Here is a 19,740-nt window from a genome sequence, read left to right as displayed (position 1 = left end):
GAGGATTTGTCCACGCGGCACGCGCCGTTATCGGACGCAACGTCGTTCTCATCGCCCAACGAGGCCATGGCCGAAGCACCCATGGTCCTGCTGATACATCACGTCAAGCGTTCGTCGATGACGTCGTTCGATCCGGAGGTGATGGCCCAGACCTCGGACGGCAACGATAAGCGGCTCTTCACGACACTCGGAGTCTCAGAAGCTGCAATAACTGGTCCGCCGCTCCCGGTTTGGGCCCTGTCGGTCCGTAATCGCGGGTCCTACTCGATGAGCTGCGCGCCAGGCAATGCTGCTAGTAGGAGGCGGCGTGATCTTTTGCTGGGGTGAACGATGACGGTGCGTGCAGCGACGAGGGCGAGTGGGAGATCGCTTGCCGAGTCGGTGTAGAACGTGGCGTTCTCGATCAGGACTCCCGCCATACGGAGGCTACGGATCTTTTGGGATCCCACATTGTGGAGCTTGACACGGGGAACTCGTGTCGAAAAATCGAGGTGTGATGCGATCAATTCGATGTTGGAGAGTCCGCAAGCGGTGAGGAATGCCTCGACAAGGTGCACTTCGGATGCGGTGACGATGACAACGCGTGACGATTTCTGCCTTTCGCGGCAGAGCTCTATAAGGCCTTCCCTGATGAACCCGGATCGGGTCGCCATCCGTTGTCCCTCCGTAGCGGCGAGGGCGCGGTACTCCTGCTCAGCCAAACCGGCGAACGTCAATCGTACGGCGAGTCGATTAGCCTTCGCCGCTACCCCACGGCGGGCTCCCGCGATGGCCGCAATTACGAAGAGCGGCAGGACCCCAAGGATCCGAAGAGGCTTCTGCTTCAGTCGCTGAACAATTAGTGCAGCCATGGTGTCGTGGCGCGTCAGGACGCCGTCGAGGTCGAACAGGGTCACACCTGCTTGTTGTTGCACCATAGAAATCTAGTGCAGCTTGAGGGCAGAGGTCGTGCTGGTCGAAGCAACCAGCTCCCGGTTCCTCGGAGGATATTGCCGCAGCCTGTCAGTGTCCCGCCCCGGACAAGCGCACGTGATTCACAATTTCCCCTCCAGCAGCAACGAGACATGCTTCGAATTCCAGTGGTAGCCGTAGAGTGTGGTCCGCGTACACCGTCATCCCCCTGGTATCTGCAGAAAAGACCGATCCATTTGCTTCAGTTCCGCCGCATTGCACCAGCTGTCCTCCTGACCGCGACGATCCTCGCCTCGACCCTGACAGCCTGCACGGGCCCGACGTCGTCCGGTGAGACGGCAACCGAGTTCGAGCCCGGCACCGTGGTGCGAGTGATCGACGGAGACACCCTCGTCATCGCCTTCGACGGCTCCGACCAGACGGTCCGGCTGCTCAATGTCGACACGCCCGAGACCAAGCACCCCGACAAGCCGGTCGAGTGCCTCGGCCAGGAAGCCACCGAGAAGCTCGAGTCACTCACGCCGCCCGGCACCCAGGTGGCGCTGGACTTCGACGTCGAGCGCACCGACCGGTACGACCGCGTCCTCGCCGCCGTCTTCGTCGAGGACCAGACCCTCGTCAACGCCGAACTCGCGCGGGTGGGCCTAGGCGTCCCCCTCCTCGTCGAACCGAACAGCAAGTACTACGACGACGTCCAGGCTGCGTACAACGAGGCGACCGAGGCAGGTGTCGGCCTGCTGGATCCCATGGCGGAGTGCACGCTCCCTGCCGAAGCGACGCAGGCCGGAGAGGCCCTGACTGCCGCAACCGAGGCTCCCATGGGCGAGACGGGGACTGCCCTCGCCTCGACCGCAGCGGGGATCGCCGCTGCCCTGGTCACCGCCAAAGCCGTGCGGGAGGCGCTCGATGCCGGCAAGGACACCGTGCGCGCCCTCGCTCTCGGTGGCACACGAGCGGCGGCGATGGCGAGCGACCTCGATATCCGGATCGCTGACGGCGAGCGGCGACTCGCTACCGTGAACACGGAGATCACGGCTCTCGAGGAAGCGGAAGCCCAGGCCCGCGCAGAGGCAGAGGCCGCGCGTGCCGCCGAAGCCGCCGAAGCGGAGGCCGCCAGACTCGCGGAAGCAGAACGGATCGAGGCCGAGCGTGTCAGGGCCGACGCCGTGGAGATCGCCCGCATCGAGGCCGAGCGGGTCACGGCTGAGGCAGAGGCTCGCGCCGAGGCCGACCGCCTCGCAGCCGAAGCCGCGGCGGCCGCCGAGCAGGAGCGGATCCGCAATCTCCCGCCGGCACCCGAGCCCTACGTCCCTCCCGTCGAACCGTACGTCGCCCCGCCTCCCCCGGCAGCCCAGGACCCGTACCCGGGGTACACCGGTCCACGCTGCTACGCGCCGGGCGGGAAGACCTACCGCCCGTGCTGATGGTGGTATTGCTACCGGTGCCCTGAAGGGGTCACGCTTGATCCGACCCAGTAATGCCGTTGCGGATGCGCTGGAGAGCAGATGCCACAGTCGTCGGGAGCACAGGCGCGATCGCACTATGCCCTCGTGGGCCTTGCGGCAACCTGCCTCGTCGCCGCCGTCGTCACGACTCTCGCCTCGGGCCCGCTCGCGAGTCGCCTCGGACCGGTGGGGACGTATGTAGCTCTCGCCTCGATGTGGGTGATCGCGATCCTCGCCGCGATTGCCTGGTGTCGCCTCGCCCCGGCCGAAACGCTCGGCCTGAAACGCCTGAGCTTTCGGGACACGATGCTCGCACTTGCAGCGGGGGTAGGACTCGCGATCGCGGTTCCCCTGCTGAGCGTCGGTGCCGCTGGGATCGGCGGCTACGAGACAGGCACCGTCGAGACGGCCGCGCAGTTCGACGTCGGTATCGCCGTCGTCGGGGTGCTCACCGCCGCGGTGACCGAAGAGGTCGTCTACCGGGCTGTGGCGATGGGCGCGCTCACTGCCCTGCGTGCGCCGACCGTGCTGGTACTGCTCGTGCCCGCACTCCTGTTCACGCTCACACATTGGGCATGGGGCCTGCCCCACACCGTCTTCGTCGTCTTCCCGCTGAGCGTCGCATTGGGGGCACTGTACCTCTGGCGCCGGAGCCTGGCCGTGAATATCGTGGCTCACCTCGTCGCCGATCTCCCCGTCGTCGTACTGGCAGCAGTCGCGAGCACCTGAGCTGCAGGGACCACCGTGAGTTCTCGGACAAAGCGGCCACCACGGGAACCGATAGGTGCCGCCGTCGATTGATCCTTCAGTGCCTGTCCCTGGTCTGCGGAGATCCGGGGCACGTCGAGAAGGAGTTGTCATCGTCCCTAACTGCCGGTCGGTCTGGCTGGTTCTCCCCTGCGCGAGGGTGGGCAGTCGGCTCGAGGTCCTCGTCCGATGGAACGGATGCATGCCGTGACGAGGTCGACGAACCGACGCCACATCCGCCCGCACCGCTCCCTGCGACTGGTGGTCGTCCTCCTCGTGCTCGCCGTGCTCGCAACAGCCCTCGTGCTGCTTCGCCCGAGCGCGATCGACACCCTGGGAACCGCGACCGGATCCCTTCTGTCGCAGCCGGACTGCGTGGTCCGGACCATGGACGGTAAGACCGGCCTCGACCGGGCCGAGGCGGAACGTGCGACGACGGCGGCCGCGCTGCAGGCCCGCGGAGTAGAGACCCCGGACACCGCCGATCTCGATGAAGCAGTGATGCAGGCGCTGGCTGTCGGTCCGTCGGAGGGCCCCGGACCGGTGCTGACCTGCCGAGGTGGGACCGCCGATGACCTGCCGGAGCAGGCGCTGACCGACAGCGGGCTCACTCCCCGCGCCGAGCAGGTACGCACGGCGATGGTGGAGGTATTCGGTGAGCAGAGCCTGGGCGGATTCGCACCTGGTGGCGTCGGCCAGGGACACGGGGAGGAATCCACCCACTACGACGGCCGGGCGATCGACGTCTTCTTCCGGCCGATCACCGAGGAGAATCAGCGTGGGGGATGGCTCCTGGCGCAGTGGCTCGTGGCCCATGCCGGGAGTCTGGACATCCAGTACGTGATCTTCGACGACCAGTTCTGGAGCGCCCGCATCACCCGGGGGCAGTGGCACCCCTATAAGGCGCCGGCACCGGCGAACGAGATCCTCCGCCATCTGGACCATGTGCATGTGGACGTCCTCGGCAAGATCCCTGAAGCCTAGGAATATCTTCGGCAGCTTCTAGACGAACTCCTCGTCCTACAAGTGGTTGAATAAGGGCGTGGAGAAACCGAACCAAGAGCTCGGGCTGTTCATTTCGGGAGACGAAGTTGCAGTTGTCGGGTCAACAAATACAGTGCAGCGATTCATTCGAGACCTCGCGGTCCGTACCGACCTGACGCAGAAGGCGAAAACTGCCACGATTGAAGCGGTTGCCGCTGCGACCGGGCTCAACGTGCTGGCGGATTCGTCCACCACAGGAGCGACGTTCACCATGACCGCCGAGTCGGCGGCACTGCTGAAGAAGTACAGAGAGTACAACCCCGATGGTCCCGTAGCAGGAATTATTCGAGGGGTGAAAGGGCAGATCGCGTCAACCGCGAAATTCGAGCCGGCGCAGGTGAATCCGATGATGGTCTCCAATGTCGCCGCCCTGAGCGCGGCTGCCGCACTTAAGGCAGCCCTGGCGGACCTTGAGAAGCTTGTCGAAGCGATGGACGTGAAGCTGGACCGGCTCCTTTCGGATAATAGGGCGAAAGCGCTCGGTGATGTACAGGGCATCACGATGGTGCTGGAAAAGGCTTATACGCTTTATCAGGAGACAAACCGGATCAGTGAGACTACCTGGGCTCAGATCGCGAACCATGGAACGTCCCTCGGGCAGGCCAGCTCCCACGCGCTCAATCAACTGGACTTCATAGCCGATTCGTTGATCAGCGGCAGCGCAACTGATCGATCCAACGCGATCACAGCGGCCAGCAAGACCGATATCCGTTCGTGGTTGGTTCTACTCGCTGCTTGCAGCGCGAACCAAGACAGGTTTGATGCGCTCGAAGTTGCTCACGTGGCGAAGGCAGAGCCCAATGACGTCGATCCCCACCTTCGAGCCATCAAGGAAGCCGAGCTGCGTCGACGGGCATTGATTGCGGTGCACTTGCAGAAGCTGAACGACGCAGTAAGTCTCATTTCGGAGGTCAACGATTTCTCCCGAGTGGTTAGTCCGCTGAGAAGCAGAGCTACCCTCAACGCAGCCGAGAAGATTCAGACCGATGTTGCGTGCTATGCAAATGTGTACAAGCTCGACGGGCTCGTCTACGGCAAGGTCGAACGGGAAAGTTGGCGCAAGTCGCTCAGCGATCTCACCACTCACACGAAAGACATGGTCGGCACTGCGGGTGGATCTCTTCCAGGAGCCGTCAGCAAAATAGGACCGCATGTTCAGAAGCTGCGAGAGATCGAGCGTCCCCGCCTGACTCGGTCAGGGCGAGCCAGGAGCGAACTCGTCGAAAGACCCGGTGTAATTCAAGGTCAACACTCGGTCAGCCCGCCGCCAGATAAGTCCTGACACTGGAGCGAAGCGCGTCAGCATGCTCGTAGATTTCATCCAGTGACGAGATCGGAATGCGCTGTTCGACCTTCTGCGCATCGAAGACACCCAGGTATTTCTGTACTCGGTTGAAATGCAGGCGCGCGATCGGCTTCCGGTTATTGTCGTCGAGCAACACTGCGAAGTAGGACTTCGCATCTCGCTGAACCACGCGCGCAGGCTTTACTTCGTTGCAGACAATGGCACGAATAATCTGGTAGCCCTCAAGCTCCTCGACTGTTGTCTCGACACCCGTTTCATTGAGGTCCTCCTCCACGATTTGTTCACTGGTGACTGTCGCAGCTACTGCCGACTCATTTGCCAGCGGAAAATTTGGAGCTCCTAACGCGGTCTTGAGCCGGTCATTCACCTGCTCGTTGAGGAACTGCTTGGTTGCCTTGGTTACGAGGACTGTGAACTGCTCGCGAACCTTCTGCGTATAGGCGCCGCCGTCGTACACTCGAATCGTCAAGAACTTAATCCACTCGGCGTCAGGCTCTTTGAACTGCGAAGCGAGCGTCCTCTTGATCTGACCGATGTACTTCAACTCTCCTGCTGCATTGATGATCGAATCGAGGTCGAAAATCTCCTTGGTCAACTTCATCAACTCGGGTATGAGCGTTTCGTCGATGTCATTGAGATCCAGCACGAGGAATGGCTTGGCATCCATACGATTGGGCGCGTCGAGGTCAGTAAAAAATTCGTAAGTTTCACCGTTGGTGAGAATTGCGATGCGAGCATTGGTAACGGCGAAATACCGGTAGAGCTGAGAAGCATGCTCGATCTTCAACGGTTCTTTTGATTTTTTGCACTCGATAAGTATCTGGACAGTTCCGCCGTGCATGATCGCATAGTCGATCTTCTCGCCCTTCTTCACACCGACATCGGCAGTGAACTCGGGGACCACCTCCAGTGGGTTGAAGACGTCGTACCCGAGGATGGTCGAGATGAAGGGCATCACGAAGGCGTTCTTCGTCGCTTCCTCCGTATCGATCTGAGACTTTTGCTGCCGCACCTTCGCAGCCAACGCTGTCAGTCGTTCCGCAAATTCCACGATTCCCCCTGCTTTGAGTGCTTTCCCTCACCCTAATCGGTTAGAGGAACATCTGGTGGACCCGGAACGGAAGCTGATGTGTCACCCCTTATGAAGACGCAGAAACTACGCTCGTAGGACGGTCGCAGCGCGACCGCTGTAGCGCTGACGTCGAGGTTTATTCAAGCAGCCTCGAAATCGTGGTTGAGGGCTTCGTGTCAGGGCTTCTTCCTGCGCTACATCCTTCATCGACGCCGCGGACCGCACGCATTGGCCATTCCGCCGCAGAACACCTTGCAGCGATATCACTGACCGGCTCACCATCTCCAGCACAACCCTGCCATCTGTTTCCACCACGAAGTTGATCGTACTTCCGGGAGGGTCGGATCACGACGAGTTGAAAATGCTCTCCCAAGCTGCGTACTCGTCTATCCCTCCCGCATCAACCCTGAGCTCTGACCACCCTGGATAGCGCCGCGTCGACGAGAGAATTGATGGGCCTCGGTCAATGCCTTGGCTAAGGCCAAGTGCCCAATCTCATCCTGAATCCACCGAGTCCGGCTTCCACGGCCCGTGCGAACCCCTCGCTCCCAGGTAGCTCCGAAGACCCCTCCGGATGCGGGGTCGGCGCGGGTAGAAACCTGGATTCGGCGCTAGTGCCTTCGGAGAATCCGGCACCCGCTCTCGAGGTTGGATTAGGGTACCCGTGATGTAACTTGACTGACCTGATAACCACACAGCGGCGGCCTGTTCCTCAGCCGAGGCCGTCCGCTTAATCGGGACCGCAGCGTCAACGGCGCCATAGGCATCAGGTGGAAATGCCTCAGGTCCTGTTCAGTGAATGGAATGCTGGCGGTGCCGATTCCCCGCATCGTTACGTGCGGAGTCCAGGGAACCCCACCGCTCCACCACTCGGGTTACGGCGTCCTGCGCGAGAGATTCAAACGGACTGTCGTCAACGAGGAGCTCACGCTCACCACCCACCTCCGCCCTGAGACGGAAGGTCTCACACGGTCATCAGTACAACTTGTGCGTGCCCCCATCAGCCATGAGTGTCTGGCCGGTCATGTACTGGGAATCCTCAGAGAGGAGGAACGCGACGATCGGGGCGACGTCGGTTTGCGGGTCACCGAAACGACCCAAAGGGGTGGACTTGAGGACCTGCTCATACTGCTCCGGTGCGGCCTTCGACCACGCCTCCACCCCGCTGGTGTGGGCCAACGGAGAGATGACATTCACACGGATCCCCGACGGCGCCCACTCGCTGGCGGCTACCCGTGACATACCCCGGATCGCCTCCTTGGCGGCAGCGTACGCGGCTTGCGTCTCCTGCCCACTGATGGCGGCACCCGAGCCGAAGTTGACGACCGAGCCGCCGACCTTCGAGAGCTCCGGATGGGCTGCCTTCATGAACTGGACCGTGGCCCAGAATCCCGTTCCGAAGGAGAGCTCCCAGTCGGCTGCCTCAAGTTCGAGCAAGGGCTTCTGCCGTGAGGCGTGAGCGTTGTTCACCAGTCCCGTGAGTTTGCCGAATCGTTCGACAGCGAGTGCGACGGCTTGGGCGGCTACATCCGGAGCGGACACGTCACCGTTGAGGAAGGCGGCGTGCTCTCCGAGGTCCGAGATAAGTTCCAGGCCGGCTTCTTCATTGATGTCCACAGCGACGGCCTTCGCGCCGCGGGCGACCAACACCCGGGTGGTGGCTCCGCCGATGCCGGAGGCGCCGCCGGTGACGATGACCACGTGCCCCGCCAATTGTGATGATGACATGATGAAACCTCTCTGAGAGATGTGAGTTCAGGCAAAGCTCGACAAATTATTACGGTACGACCATCCGGCTGCCAGCCGCAGTCCCCTTCTCGACCATACTTCTTCCAGCGGGACGGTCATCTGGTTCCTCCGTGAGAACCTTGCCTGCACCGTCACCTGCTTCTACGCCGCCGTCGAACCCTCTGGTGAAGGTGTACGTGGACTTTCAGCGCCCACCCGTCCATCGGCCGGCTCTGGCAGCCATCGCGATGTTCCCGGCAAGCTCCTCCACTCCCGAGGTCACGGTCACGGTCGCGACCGTGACCCGGATGTGGCCGCTCTTCTCCGGCAGCACCTGGAACGGCGTCCCCGGGGTGGCGCCGATCCCCTGGCTCGCGAGTCTGACCAGCGCTGCCGACTCGTCGAGGACGGGCACCCAGAGGTTGATGCCGTCGCTGCCCGCCACCACGACGTCGTGCTCGGCGAGCGCCGCGACGACGGCGTCACGCCGTCGCTGATACTCGTGCCGCGCCGTCGCCACCTGGGTCACGGCAGTATCGTCGGTGAGCAGCACTAGCAGAATGCGCTGCAGCAGGCGGCTACTCCAGCCCTGACCGAGCTGCCGCCGGGCGTTCATCGCGCCGATCATGCTGCGCGATCCACTGACGGCGGCGAGCCGCAGATCGGGTCCGTGGGACTTGGAGAAGCTGCGGATGTGGAGTGTCTGCTCCGGCACCACCTCGCCGAGGCTCAGCGGTGCCGTCGAGGCCACCGATCCTGCGGCGTCGTCCTCGATCACCAGGGTGCCGGTGCCCCTGAGCGCCTCGCCCAGCGCACGGGCTCGTGGGCGCGTGAGCGAGACCCCGGTGGGGTTCTGGGCCCTGGGCTGCAGGATGACGGCGACGGCCGGAGTGCCCAGCGCCTTCTCGAGCGACTCCACCAGCATGCCTTCCTCGTCCAGCTGCACACCCACCACCTCCACCCCGGCTGCCTCGAGCCGGTCCAGCAGCAGCGGGAAGGTGGGATGCTCCACGATCACCCGGTCGCCGAACCGGAAGAAGCACTGGATGGCCAGATCCACCGCGTCCATGGCCCCATCGGTAATACCGAACTCCTCCGCCGCATAGGGCCAGTCCGCACGGAGCGCAGCCACCAGCTCCGGTACCACGGGCGGGTCGAGATAGCTGCTCGGCGTCGTGGCACCCGTGACGGAGGTCAGCGCCTTGTCCAACTGCGGCAGGAGCTGCGGGTCCGGCACACCGGTGGACAGATCCAGGCTGAACAGGGTGGGATGCTCCAGCGCCTGCCGGTACCGGTCGGATGCCGTGTGCGGTTCGGCCACCGTGGTGCCACGACGGCCGTCGGTGACGATCGCGCCCGATCGTGCCAGCAGCGACCAGCTGGCGCTGACCGTCGTGGGCGAGAGCTGGAGGTCCCGCGCGACGGCACGGATCGCCGGCAGCTTCGTGCCGGGATCCAGCACTCCGTCACGGACGGCCCTGCTGACGGCCTGCGCGAGACCGCGAGCCGTGCGGCTCTCGAGACGCTCACCTAGGACAGTTGTCACATCGCTCATTTATGTAACATAACAAAACTCCTATTGTAGTGGTAGGTTTTCGCCCCTATCCTCGGAGGCAGGAAGAGGCCGCCATTCGAGAGCCGCTCGTGGTGCCCATGCGCAGGAGGACCCCATGACGTCGACAACTGACATCTCAGCCGATCCGGAGGCCGGTGCCGAGGTTCGCCGCCTCGATCGGACCCACGTATTCCACTCCTGGTCCGCCCAGGGTCATATCGACCCGCTGCCCGTCGCCGGTGGCCGCGGCTCCTACTTCTGGGACTACGACGGCACCCGGTATCTCGATTTCTCCTCCCAGCTCGTCAACCTCAATCTGGGCCACCAGCACCCGGCCGTCGTGGCGGCGATCCAGGAGCAGGCCGGGAAGCTCGCAACCATCGCGCCCGCCTTCGCCAACGACGCCCGTTCCGAGGCGGCCCGCCTGATCGCCGAGGTGGCGCCGGGAGATCTGAATACCGTGTTCTTCACCAACGGCGGGGCCGAGGCCACGGAGAACGCCGTCCGCATGGCACGGCTCTCCACCGGACGGCACAAGGTCATGGCCGCGTACCGCAGCTACCACGGCTCGACGGCGGGAGCCATCTCGATGACCGGGGATCCGCGCCGCTGGGCCTCGGAACCGGCGATGGCCGGCGTCGTGCACTACTGGGGCCCGTACCTGTACCGCTCGGCGTTCTTCGCCACGACCGAGGAGGAGGAGTGCGACCGCGCGCTCTCCCACCTGCGCGACACCATCACGGTGGAGGGGGCGCACACCATCGCGGCCATCATCCTCGAGCCCGTGGTCGGGACCAACGGCATCCTGGTGCCGCCGGAGGACTACCTGTCCGGGGTCCGGGCGCTGTGCGACGAGTTCGGCATCATGATGATCGCCGACGAGGTCATGGCCGGATTCGGCCGGTGCGGTGAGTGGTTCGCGGTGAACCGGTGGAACGTCACACCCGATCTGATCACCTTCGCCAAGGGCGTCAACTCCGGCTATGTGCCCCTGGGCGGCGTGATCATCTCCGACAGCATCGCGGAGTACTTCCGCGACCGGCCCTTCCCCGGCGGGCTGACGTACTCCGGGCACCCGCTGGCCTGTGCCTCCGCCGTCGCCTCCATCACCGCCTTCCACGACGAGCGGATCGTCGAGAACGCCCGCTCCCTGGGCGAGGACACCATCGGCCCGGCCCTGCGCGCGCTCGCCCAGCGCCACCCCAGCGTGGGTGAGGTCCGCGGGCTCGGCGTCTTCTGGGCCCTGGAACTGGTAAGGGACCGCGAGACCCGCGAACCGCTCGTGCCGTTCAACGCAACGGGCGACGACGCGCGGCCCATGACCGAGTTCGCCGCCGAGTGCAAGAAGCACGGCCTCTGGCCCTTCACGCACTTCAACCGCACCCACGTGGTCCCGCCGTGCAACACCTCCGCGGAGGAGATCGCGGAGGGCGTCGAGGCCCTCGACGCCGCACTCGAGGTGGCCGACCGGTACTACACGGGCTCGTAGGGTGGACGGCGCCGGGCATCCCGTGCGGATCTTCACCGCCGAGCGGATCATCGCCCTCGACGGCACGGAGCCGGAGGCCTTCGCGGTCCGTGACGGCTGGATCGCTGCGACCGGCACCCTCGCGCTGCTGGAGGAGCAGTACCCGGACGCCGAGCAGATCCGCCTGCACGGCGCCCTCGTGGTCCCGGGCTTCAACGACGCCCACTGCCACGTCTCCCAGGCCGCCCTGGCCCGCGCCAGGCTCGATCTCACCGAGGTGGACCACCCGGACGACCTACGCCGGGCCGTCACCGCCCGCGCCGCGACAGTCCCCAATGGCGCCTGGGTGATCGGGCACGCCCTCGACGACCGCCGGCTCACGGCCGACGTCGTCAACCGGGCCTTCCTCGATTCCATCTCCGGCGACCGGCCGATCCTGCTCATCCAGTACAGCTTCCACCGCGCGGTCGCCAACAGTGCCGCGCTCGAGCTGATGGGCTACAGGACCGCCGCGGATGCACCTGCGGGCGGGCAGCTCCTGACCGATGAGGATGGCTCGCTCAACGGCTGGATGTTCGAGTGCGCCTGGCTGGACCAGTGGCTGCCCGGCACGGGCAAGGGCAAAATCGTGGACCCGACCGAGCTGTCCGCCCGGACCGCCGCACTGGCCGAGGTCAACGCCGAACTGCACGCGGTGGGCATCACGTCCTACTGCGACGCCATCGTCACCCCCGTGGAGGAGCAGCTGTACCGCGCGGCGCTCGACGCCGGGACGCTCACGCCGCGTGTGAACATGCTGCTCTGGCACAGCTACTTCGATCCGGCCTCACCTCCGGTCTCCCCCGCCGACACACGCCTCCAGTTCGCCGGTGTGAAGATGATGCTCGACGGCGCCCTCGGCGGCGGTACCTGCCTCTGCAGCCGGCCCTACCCCGGCGAGAGCGACTCCGGGAACGGCCTGCAGGTCCTCGACGACGAGCAGTTCACCCAGCAGCTCCGGCAGGTGCACGACGCCGGTCTGCGCGCCGCCGTCCACGCCAACGGTGATCTGGCGATCAGCAAGGTCCTCGACGCCATCGAAGCCCTGCCCCCGGAACCGGCGCAAGCACGCATGAACCACCGGATAGAGCACTGCAGCATCGTGGACGCCGGCATCATCGACCGCATCAAGCGGGCCGGCGTCACCCCGGTCCCGTTCGGGGCCTTCGTCCACTTCTACGGCCGGCAGATCACCACCTACTACGGCGAGGACCGCGCGCAGTTCACCTGCGCCCACCGGTCCATGCTCGACGCCGGGATCGCGGTGGCGGGGTCCTCCGACTACCCGATCGTGCCCATCGATCCGCTCGTGGCCCTGCAGAGCATGGTGACCCGCGAATCCGCCGACGGGCTCGTCGTCGGGCCGCAGCAGCGGCTGGACGTCCTCGATGCCCTCGGGGTCTACACCCACGGCTCCGCCGCAGCCACGGGCGAGGCGCACATCAAGGGCCGCCTCACCCCCGGACAGCTCGCGGACTTCGTGGTGCTGGATCAGGACATCACCGCCGTCGCGGGTTCCGAGATCCACCGGACCGCCGTCCGCTCCACCTGGGTGGGCGGCGAGTGCGTGTGGTCCGCCCCATGATCCTGTTGCCACCAGACCGCCGACATCCCTGAGCCGAAGGAGCCCCACCGTGTCCGCTGAAGCCTTCCTGACGGACTTCCACGAGGTCGCGACCATCGGCGCCACGAGCGGGAACGGCGTGGAACGCCAGGCCGCGACGCCGGAGGACGGCCGGACCCGGACCTGGTTCGCCGAATGGGCAGCGCGGCAGGGCTGGCCCGTCCGCGTGGACGGCATCGGCAACATGTTCGCGCTGCTGGAGTGGACACCCGGAGCGCCCTTCGTGCTCATCGGATCCCATCTGGACAGCCAGCCGCTGGCCGGGCGCTTCGACGGCGCCTTCGGCGTCATCGCAGCCCTGCACGCCGCACGGACCATCAGCGAACAGATCGCGGCCTCGGATCCCCCCACGCACAATCTCGCCGTCGTCAACTGGTTCAACGAGGAGGGTGCCCGGTTCCCGCCGTCGCTCATGGGCAGCTCCGTCTACGCCGGGCTGATGGACCAGGAGGACATGCTGGCGGTCCAGGATCTCGACGGCGTCTCCGTCCGGGACGCCCTGGGCGGGATCGGTTTCCTCGGCACGGATGAGCGCCCGGAGGCCGTCGCCTACGCCGAGGTGCACATCGAGCAGGGCCGCCGGCTCGAGCGCGAGTCCCTGGCACTCGGGGCGGTCGATTCGAGCTGGTACACGCAGAAGCTCGACATCGAGGTACTCGGCGAGCAGTCCCACACCGGCGCCACCGCCATGGCGGACCGCCATGATGCCCTGCTCGGGGCGGCGAGAGTGGTCCAGCTCGTCCACGAGCTGACGAAGGAGTTCGAGGAGGAGGCCATGGTCTCCTCCGTCGGCCGGTTCAACGTGGAGCCGAACTCACCCATCGTCGTCGCCCGCCGGGTGCACCTGGTGGCGGACCTGCGCTCGGGGGACCCGGACATCGTGGCGGCTGCCCGGGCGAGTCTCATGCGTGACATCGAGGCGTTCGCCGAGGAACAGCACCTGCAGATCACGGTCAGGGACTTCGACGTCCGCCCTGTCCAACACTTCCCGGAGAACGGCGTGGAGCTCACCGAGAAGGTGGCGGCCAGGCTCGGACTCGGGATCCGCCGCATCCAGACCATGGCGGGACATGACTCCGTGGCCATGAACAGCATGGTTCCCTCCGTGATGCTGTTCATCCCGTCGGTGGACGGCGTCTCCCACTGCGAACGCGAGTTCACCACCGACGACGACATGGTCTCCGGTCTCCGCGCCCTCACCGACGTGGCCACCGAACTGATCCATGGGGCACTGACCACCAGCACAACAGAGAAAGCAGGTGAAGGATGAAAAAGCGAACGTTCACCACGATCTTCACGATCGTGTCCGTGGCGGCGTTCCTGCCGCTGATCTTCCCGCTCTACGGTTTCGCGAATCGCGAGATGCCGATCGTTCTCGGTTTCCCGTTCAGCTTCTTCTGGGTGATCCTCTGGGTGCTCATCGTGTTCGTCGCGGTGATCGTCCTCTACTTCCTGGACCCGGAGAACAAGCAGCAGGAGGGTGAGGACTGATGCAGGACTGGCAATGGGCACTCATGATCATGCTGGCCTATCTGGCCGTCGCACTTCTCATCGGCCTCTGGGCGGGCAAGGGCCGCGGCGGATCCGTCAGTGAATTCGCCGTCGCCGGCCGTACCCTCGGCATCCTCGTCACGGCCTGCCTCATGGGCGGTGCGGTCTTCAGCGCGTTCTCGTTCCTCGGCGCACCGGGCTGGGCCTTCGACCGCGGAGCACCGGCGTACTACATCATCGTCTACACGGCGTTCGGCATCCTGCCCTGGTACATCATCGGTCCGAAGATCCGGAAGATCGGCCAGCGCCTCGATCTCTACACCGTCTCCGGTTTCCTCTTCGCACGCTTCCGCAACCGGGCCATCCCCGTGCTGATCGCCGTCATCGCGCTCTTCGCCTTCGTGCAGTACCTCGCGACGCAGATGAAGGGCATGGCGTACATCTTCAACATCATGACCGACGGGAAGGTCCCGTTCTGGCTCGGCGCCCTGGCCGCCTACGGCATCGTGGTGGTCTACGTGGCCACCGGCGGATTGCGCGCCGCCGCCTGGTCCGACGTCTTCCAGGCCATCCTGATGGTGGTGATCTCCTGGGTGATCGGGATCGTCGTCGTCGTCCAGCTCCACGGCAGCACCGGCGCCATGTTCTCGAGCATCGCCCGCGATCGGCCAGGGTTCCTGGAGATCGGCTCCGAGGGCTCCACGATGTCGGCCACGGCCTACACCACCACCATCCTGGTGTCCCTCGTCGGCATCCTGATGTGGCCGCACCTGTTCTCGAAGTCGTACTCGTCGCGGCCCGTCACCATCAAGCGCACCGTGCTGATCTACCCCATCTTCGCCCTGTTCCTGATCCCGCTGCTGCTTGCCGGCTTCGCAGCCATCGGCACCGTGCAGTCGGGTGACGTCCTTCCCGACGAGATCCTCCCCCACCTGATCACGAATGTGCTCCAGATGCCGGGCTGGCTCTACGGTCTGGTGGGCGCGGGTGCGCTGGCAGCCGCCATGTCCTCTGCGGACGCGATCACGCACAGCGCCTCCATCGAGTTCACGAACGGCGTCGTGCACCAGATCAGGCCCAACATGCCGGAGCAGCGGACGCTGGTGACCATGCGGACCGCCGTCGTCGTGATCGGCGGGGCCGCCTACCTCATCGCGGTGTTCGGCGGGCAGGGGCTCATCGCGCTGCTGCTCGGCGCGTACGGATCGATCGTTCAGTTCGCCCCGGCCGTCTACAGCGCCCTCTACTGGCGCCGGGCCACGGCTCCCGGCGTGATCGCCGGGCTGCTCGTGGGCGCCCTGGTGAACTACTACTACCAGTTCGCGGCCGAGCCACTGTTCGACATCAACCCTGGCATCCTCGGGCTGATCGCGAACGTCGTCGTCATGGTCGGTCTGAGCTTCGCCACGAAGCCACCGGCAGTCGAGGCGATCGATGGTTTCGTGGATATCGACGGCGTCGTCGCCCGGGAGAAAGGGCTGAGGACTTCCGTGCGGTAGCGAGCACCCTTACAGACTGGAAGGCCGGCTCCCCGCGGGAGCCGGCCTTTCTGCGCACTACTCCCTCTGGGGAGTCGGGAGGATCAGCTGATGGCGTCGCGCAGTGCGCGGGCAGCCTCAGCGGGATCATCAGTGCTGTAGATGCCGCTGCCAATGACGGCGACGTCGGCACCCGAGGCCTGCACGTCCTTGATGGTGTCGAGCTCCACACCACCGGCGACGGAGAACGGGACGCCGGCCTTCTTGCCCGCGGTCAGCAGGGTGCCCAGGTCGTAGCCGTCCTGGGCCTGCTCGTCGAGGCCCGCGTGGAACTCGACGAACTCGGCGCCAAGGTCGGTGACCTCCTTGGCCCGGGCGGCCTTGTCGTCGACGCCGATGAGGTCCACCACGACGCCGCGGCCGTAGTCCTTCCCGGCCTTGATGGCTCCGGCGATGGTTGAGTCGTCCGCCACGCCGAGCACGGTCATGAGGTCGGCGCCCGCCTCGAAGGCCGCACCGGCCTCGAGCTCGCCGGTGTCCATGGTCTTCAGGTCGGCGAAGACGATCTTGTCGGGGTGGGCCGCCTTGATCGCGGTGACGGCCGCAAGACCGGCGTTCTTCACCAGCGGGGTGCCGAGTTCGATGATGTCGACGTACTCGGCCACCTTCCCGGACAGTTCGAGGGCGTCCTTGAGTGTCAGTACGTCCATGGCGAGTTGCAGTTTCATTGGTGTCCTTTGCTTGCTGGAAATGGAGAGTGGGGCGCTACTCGAGGTTCGCGTGCTCTACTCGAGATTCGCGTGCCGGGGCCAGAGTTCCTCGGCGGGAGTGCCGTCGGACTGCCAGAGCGTGTGGAAGACGGCGTCGAGCACCAGCAGCAGCGCCTGCTCGAAGAGGCTGCCGGAGTACTGGTGGGAAGCAGCGCCGCTGTGGTCCGTCTTCTGCGCGGCGGGGATGACGACGACGGCGTGGGCAATACTCGCGAGCGTCGACTCGCCGTCAGTGGTCAGGGCCGTGACGCGGGCACCCTCGGAGACCGAGGTCTCGGCTGCTGCGACCGCAGCGGCCGTGGTACCGGAGCCGGACGCGACGATCAGGAGATCGCCCGAGTCGATGGCCGGCGTCGTCGTCTCGCCCACCACGTGGACCGTCAGACCGAGGTGCATGAGGCGCATGGCGTGCATGCGCAAGGCGAGTCCGCTGCGTCCGCCGCCGGTGACGAACACCCGTCGAGCCTGCTGGATCTCGGTGACGAGCGCACCGAGCTGGTCCCCCTGGAGGCCGTCCGCTGCTCCGGCGAGTTCGTCCCGGATGAGGCGGAGACTCGCGGTGACCGAGGGAAGGTCCGATGATTCAGTCATCAGTAGTGCTCCTCTCTGCAGGCTTCTGCGTGACGTTCCAGTAGATCACCGTTGCCGAACGGAAGAATCTTTTGGAGCCGGAATCGGCTAACAGCTGACTCCGGCTCAGGAGACCACGTTGATCCATACCCCTAGGGGGTATAGATTTAGACCTGTCCGGCATGACCGGTAGACGGTAGGGCGAGGGGAGGTGGTGGTGATGGGAATCAGTTCAGGACGACGTCGTCCCGCGATGCCGCACACACCCTCCTCCATACTTCCTGCCCTGTTCTCGCTCATCGGCCTGACCGCGGTGATCATCGGCATCCTCGCCATGCATGTCTGGATGGGCGGCCACGGCGCAACGCCGCATCAGGCCACGGGTTCGGCGTCCACCTCCACGGCCGCGCATGCGGTCGCCGGAAACACAGCCGCCGGGACGGACGCGATCGACGGCGGGCCTGCATCATCTGCGGCCGGATCATTTGCGCACTCCGCGAACTCGGCGCTTGCTGCGCTGACGGCGCCAGACAGTCACGGCGACCAGACCGTGCTTGTGGGATGCGATACGGACTGCTCTGGCGAGATGGCGCTGGGCATGTGCATCCTGGCTCTTGTCCTCGTTGGGATCGCCTGGCTCCTCACCCCGACCGGCCGCGCCCTGGCATTCTCCCTGCTCCGGCGGGGACCACCCCTGGCGGACCAGACCTCCCGAACAGTCCCTACTCCTTCCCTGGCTCAGCTCTGCATCAGCCGCACGTAGAATCCGCGGCCCGCTCCCGTCACTACTGGTGGCAGGGCCGGATTCCCCGTGTGCCCGCAGGCGCCTGACAGCGTGCGCAGCTGGCATACACCGCCCCTTCGAGCGGGCGAGAGCGACTGACAGCACACCCTTTTTCGAGTTCTGAAGGATCTGACCATAATGAAGCGTTCCCTTTCCCTTGCCGCCCTGAGCCTTGCGACGGCACTCACCCTTTCCGCCTGCGGGACCGACGACGGCTCGACCGCCGGCGCCGATACCGGCAGCACGGACACCTCCAGCTCGGCAGCCGCGGCCCCCGCCACGAGCGCCCCGGACGGGGCGACGCCGTCCAGTGATGCAACGGCGAATACAAGCTCCGACGCCGCGGCGGAAGAGCACAATATCGCGGACGTCATGTTCGCGCAGATGATGCTCCCGCACCACGAGCAGGCCGTCGAAATGAGCGAGCTGATGCTCGCGAAGGACGGCGTCACCCCCGAGATCGCGGACCTCGCCTCTCGGATCAAGGCCGCTCAAGGCCCCGAGATCGAGACCATGAAGAGCTGGCTCGAGACGTGGGACAGCCCCATGGGCGGCGAGGGCATGGGCTCCATGGGATCCGATTCCGGGTCGATGGGAAATATGGGAGAGATGGGCGGGATGGGCATGGGCGGGATGATGAGCGAGGACGAGATGGCCGACCTCGAATCCGCCGATGGTCCAGAAGCGTCCCGCATATTCCTCGAGTCCATGACGGCCCACCACGAGGGCGCGATCGACATGGCGCGCACCGAGATCGACAACGGCGAGTACCCGGACACCCTTGCCATGGCCGAGACGATCGTGGAGACCCAGCAGGCCGAGATCGAGGAGATGAAGGGCCTCCGCGCGGACCTGTGATTCGCACAGGGCTCTGATGCAATCCTGTCCGCGATCACCGCCAACGAGAGCTTGATCCGCGGACCGGATTGCCCCTGAACAGGTGCCGGCGTGGAGGTCCCGTCCCCTTCGCGCCGGCACCGCTACGCGCCCATCGATCCCTATCGGTCGGCAGCTAGATTTGCTACATTTGCTACGGAGGCTCCTATGACAATAATCCCGCATCGCGAGCTACGAAACCAGAGCAGCAAAATCCTCGAACGTGTCAAGAACGGCGAGACGATCAGCGTCACCAACAACGGCGAGGTTGCCGCAATACTCGTCCCGCCGTCCCGCACTCCCTACGAGCAACTGCTCCGCTCAGGCGGTATACGCCCCGCGCCCGCAGGAAGAGTCGACTTCCGATTGTTACAGCGCGTAGAGATCGAGGACGCGTCTGCCGACATTCTTTCTGATCTTCGCGCTGATCGATGATCGCCTATTTGGATACGTCCGCTGCCCTGAAGCTTCTTGTCGAGGAGCGCGAGTCCGAACAAGTGGCCGAGTACCTATCAGGTACGCCGAATCTCGACATCGTGTCCTCCATGCTCCTTCACACCGAACTGCACTGCGCATCACAAAGACGAGCGGCTATATCGCCAGCCTTGGTGAACGCGGTTCTGAGAGGGGTGGATCTAGCCGATGCCACGCGATCAGACTTCCTGGTTGCTGCAGCACTTCCAGGACGGCTCAGGAGCGCCGATGCACTTCACCTCGCGACGGCGATCCGCCTCGAAGCCGACATCCTGGTGACCTACGACGCAGAAATGGGCGTAGCCGCTATCCAAGCCGGTCTCACTGTCGAATCGCCGGGGGCCATATAGGAGCCAT

19 protein-coding genes are annotated in these 19,740 nt (G+C 65.0%); 13 read left to right on the top strand and 6 right to left on the bottom strand.

The features are described 5' to 3' along the window. Positions 1-260: 260 nt before the first annotated feature. Positions 261-896: a haloacid dehalogenase-like hydrolase gene (locus tag FQ377_RS07340; protein WP_187393289.1), complete on the bottom strand. Its 636-nt coding sequence runs from the start codon at positions 894-896 to the stop codon at positions 261-263. Positions 897-1,148: 252 nt separating this feature from the next. Between FQ377_RS07340 and FQ377_RS07335 the strand changes: the two genes are divergently transcribed. The 4 genes from FQ377_RS07335 (at position 1,149) to FQ377_RS07320 (ending at position 5,430) form a co-directional block, all read left to right on the top strand. Beyond that, positions 1,149-2,336, top strand: a complete 1,188-nt coding sequence (locus FQ377_RS07335; protein WP_187393288.1) for a thermonuclease family protein — start codon at positions 1,149-1,151, stop codon at positions 2,334-2,336. A gap of 81 nt (positions 2,337-2,417) precedes the next feature. Next, entirely contained in the window at positions 2,418-3,086 is a 669-nt protein-coding gene (locus FQ377_RS07330) for a CPBP family intramembrane glutamic endopeptidase (protein WP_148600606.1), read from the top strand. 207 nt (positions 3,087-3,293) lie between these two features. Beyond that, complete coding sequence (locus FQ377_RS07325) at positions 3,294-4,088, top strand: VldE C-terminal domain-containing protein (RefSeq protein ID WP_262364328.1); 795 nt, start codon at positions 3,294-3,296, stop codon at positions 4,086-4,088. Between the two features lie 58 nt (positions 4,089-4,146). After that, on the top strand, positions 4,147-5,430 hold the full coding sequence (locus FQ377_RS07320; RefSeq protein WP_148600605.1) for a hypothetical protein: 1,284 nt from the start codon (positions 4,147-4,149) through the stop codon (positions 5,428-5,430). On the opposite strand, the gene FQ377_RS07315 is transcribed toward FQ377_RS07320, so the two are convergent. From FQ377_RS07315 to FQ377_RS07305, 3 genes are all read right to left on the bottom strand, one after another. Then, positions 5,405-6,505, bottom strand: a complete 1,101-nt coding sequence (locus FQ377_RS07315; protein WP_148600604.1) for a type I restriction endonuclease — start codon at positions 6,503-6,505, stop codon at positions 5,405-5,407. The genes FQ377_RS07320 and FQ377_RS07315 overlap by 26 nt on opposite strands. A gap of 996 nt (positions 6,506-7,501) precedes the next feature. Next, positions 7,502-8,254, bottom strand: coding sequence for an SDR family NAD(P)-dependent oxidoreductase (locus FQ377_RS07310; RefSeq protein WP_148600603.1), 753 nt, complete (start codon positions 8,252-8,254; stop codon positions 7,502-7,504). 205 nt (positions 8,255-8,459) lie between these two features. Further along, a complete protein-coding gene (locus FQ377_RS07305; RefSeq protein WP_148600602.1) occupies positions 8,460-9,809 on the bottom strand; it encodes an aminotransferase-like domain-containing protein in 1,350 nt (449 codons plus the stop codon). A 115-nt stretch (positions 9,810-9,924) separates the two neighbouring features. On the opposite strand from FQ377_RS07305, the gene FQ377_RS07300 reads away from it, so the two are divergent. The 5 genes from FQ377_RS07300 to FQ377_RS07280 are packed head-to-tail and all read left to right on the top strand — an operon-like array spanning position 9,925 to position 15,930. Next, the gene (locus FQ377_RS07300; protein WP_148600601.1) at positions 9,925-11,298 is read left to right on the top strand and encodes an aspartate aminotransferase family protein; all 1,374 of its coding nucleotides are present in this window, start codon (positions 9,925-9,927) and stop codon (positions 11,296-11,298) included. Between the two features lie 22 nt (positions 11,299-11,320). After that, a complete protein-coding gene (locus FQ377_RS07295; protein WP_222861852.1) occupies positions 11,321-12,901 on the top strand; it encodes an amidohydrolase in 1,581 nt (526 codons plus the stop codon). A gap of 49 nt (positions 12,902-12,950) precedes the next feature. After that, on the top strand, positions 12,951-14,210 hold the full coding sequence (locus tag FQ377_RS07290) for a M20 family metallo-hydrolase (RefSeq protein ID WP_148600599.1): 1,260 nt from the start codon (positions 12,951-12,953) through the stop codon (positions 14,208-14,210). Then, complete coding sequence (locus FQ377_RS07285; RefSeq protein WP_148600598.1) at positions 14,207-14,431, top strand: DUF3311 domain-containing protein; 225 nt, start codon at positions 14,207-14,209, stop codon at positions 14,429-14,431. Before FQ377_RS07290 ends, FQ377_RS07285 begins: the two co-directional genes overlap by 4 nt. Then, positions 14,431-15,930, top strand: a complete 1,500-nt coding sequence (locus FQ377_RS07280) for a sodium:solute symporter family protein (RefSeq protein ID WP_148600597.1) — start codon at positions 14,431-14,433, stop codon at positions 15,928-15,930. The genes FQ377_RS07285 and FQ377_RS07280 overlap by 1 nt, the downstream gene beginning before the upstream one ends. 83 nt (positions 15,931-16,013) lie before the next feature. Here FQ377_RS07280 and hxlA read toward each other — a convergent pair whose 3' ends face one another. Together hxlA and hxlB are read right to left on the bottom strand one after the other, a co-directional pair. Then, a complete protein-coding gene (gene hxlA, locus FQ377_RS07275; protein WP_148600596.1) occupies positions 16,014-16,637 on the bottom strand; it encodes a 3-hexulose-6-phosphate synthase in 624 nt (207 codons plus the stop codon). A 57-nt stretch (positions 16,638-16,694) separates the two neighbouring features. After that, positions 16,695-17,270, bottom strand: coding sequence for a 6-phospho-3-hexuloisomerase (gene hxlB / locus FQ377_RS07270; protein ID WP_148600595.1), 576 nt, complete (start codon positions 17,268-17,270; stop codon positions 16,695-16,697). Between the two features lie 199 nt (positions 17,271-17,469). On the opposite strand from hxlB, the gene FQ377_RS07265 reads away from it, so the two are divergent. The 4 genes from FQ377_RS07265 (at position 17,470) to FQ377_RS07250 (ending at position 19,733) form a co-directional block, all read left to right on the top strand. Further along, on the top strand, positions 17,470-18,012 hold the full coding sequence (locus FQ377_RS07265; RefSeq protein ID WP_148600594.1) for a hypothetical protein: 543 nt from the start codon (positions 17,470-17,472) through the stop codon (positions 18,010-18,012). A 159-nt stretch (positions 18,013-18,171) separates the two neighbouring features. Further along, the gene (locus FQ377_RS07260; protein WP_148600593.1) at positions 18,172-18,891 is read left to right on the top strand and encodes a DUF305 domain-containing protein; all 720 of its coding nucleotides are present in this window, start codon (positions 18,172-18,174) and stop codon (positions 18,889-18,891) included. Between the two features lie 186 nt (positions 18,892-19,077). Further along, positions 19,078-19,344 carry a type II toxin-antitoxin system Phd/YefM family antitoxin gene (locus FQ377_RS07255; protein ID WP_148600592.1) on the top strand — a complete coding sequence of 89 codons (267 nt, stop codon included), beginning with the start codon at positions 19,078-19,080 and terminating at the stop codon, positions 19,342-19,344. Then, complete coding sequence (locus tag FQ377_RS07250; RefSeq protein ID WP_148600591.1) at positions 19,341-19,733, top strand: type II toxin-antitoxin system VapC family toxin; 393 nt, start codon at positions 19,341-19,343, stop codon at positions 19,731-19,733. The genes FQ377_RS07255 and FQ377_RS07250 overlap by 4 nt, the downstream gene beginning before the upstream one ends. Positions 19,734-19,740: the final 7 nt, after the last annotated feature.

This window comes from Arthrobacter echini (genome assembly GCF_008107445.1).
Taxonomy (GTDB): Bacteria; Actinomycetota; Actinomycetes; order Actinomycetales; family Micrococcaceae; genus Arthrobacter_D; species Arthrobacter_D echini_A.
Note: the sequence above shows the minus strand (reverse complement) of the source record. Positions and strands in the feature narration are given on the sequence as shown.

Coding starts and splice junctions, on each gene's coding strand:
- hxlA (WP_148600596.1), bottom strand. CDS start 16,637: ATGAAACTGCAACTCGCCATGGACGTACTGACACTCAAGGACGCCCTC.
- FQ377_RS07285 (WP_148600598.1), top strand. CDS start 14,207: ATGAAAAAGCGAACGTTCACCACGATCTTCACGATCGTGTCCGTGGCG.
- FQ377_RS07260 (WP_148600593.1), top strand. CDS start 18,172: ATGAAGCGTTCCCTTTCCCTTGCCGCCCTGAGCCTTGCGACGGCACTC.
- FQ377_RS07310 (WP_148600603.1), bottom strand. CDS start 8,254: ATGTCATCATCACAATTGGCGGGGCACGTGGTCATCGTCACCGGCGGC.
- FQ377_RS07265 (WP_148600594.1), top strand. CDS start 17,470: ATGGGAATCAGTTCAGGACGACGTCGTCCCGCGATGCCGCACACACCC.
- FQ377_RS07325 (WP_262364328.1), top strand. CDS start 3,294: ATGGAACGGATGCATGCCGTGACGAGGTCGACGAACCGACGCCACATC.
- hxlB (WP_148600595.1), bottom strand. CDS start 17,270: ATGACTGAATCATCGGACCTTCCCTCGGTCACCGCGAGTCTCCGCCTC.
- FQ377_RS07255 (WP_148600592.1), top strand. CDS start 19,078: ATGACAATAATCCCGCATCGCGAGCTACGAAACCAGAGCAGCAAAATC.
- FQ377_RS07305 (WP_148600602.1), bottom strand. CDS start 9,809: ATGAGCGATGTGACAACTGTCCTAGGTGAGCGTCTCGAGAGCCGCACG.
- FQ377_RS07250 (WP_148600591.1), top strand. CDS start 19,341: ATGATCGCCTATTTGGATACGTCCGCTGCCCTGAAGCTTCTTGTCGAG.
- FQ377_RS07280 (WP_148600597.1), top strand. CDS start 14,431: ATGCAGGACTGGCAATGGGCACTCATGATCATGCTGGCCTATCTGGCC.
- FQ377_RS07300 (WP_148600601.1), top strand. CDS start 9,925: ATGACGTCGACAACTGACATCTCAGCCGATCCGGAGGCCGGTGCCGAG.
- FQ377_RS07330 (WP_148600606.1), top strand. CDS start 2,418: ATGCCACAGTCGTCGGGAGCACAGGCGCGATCGCACTATGCCCTCGTG.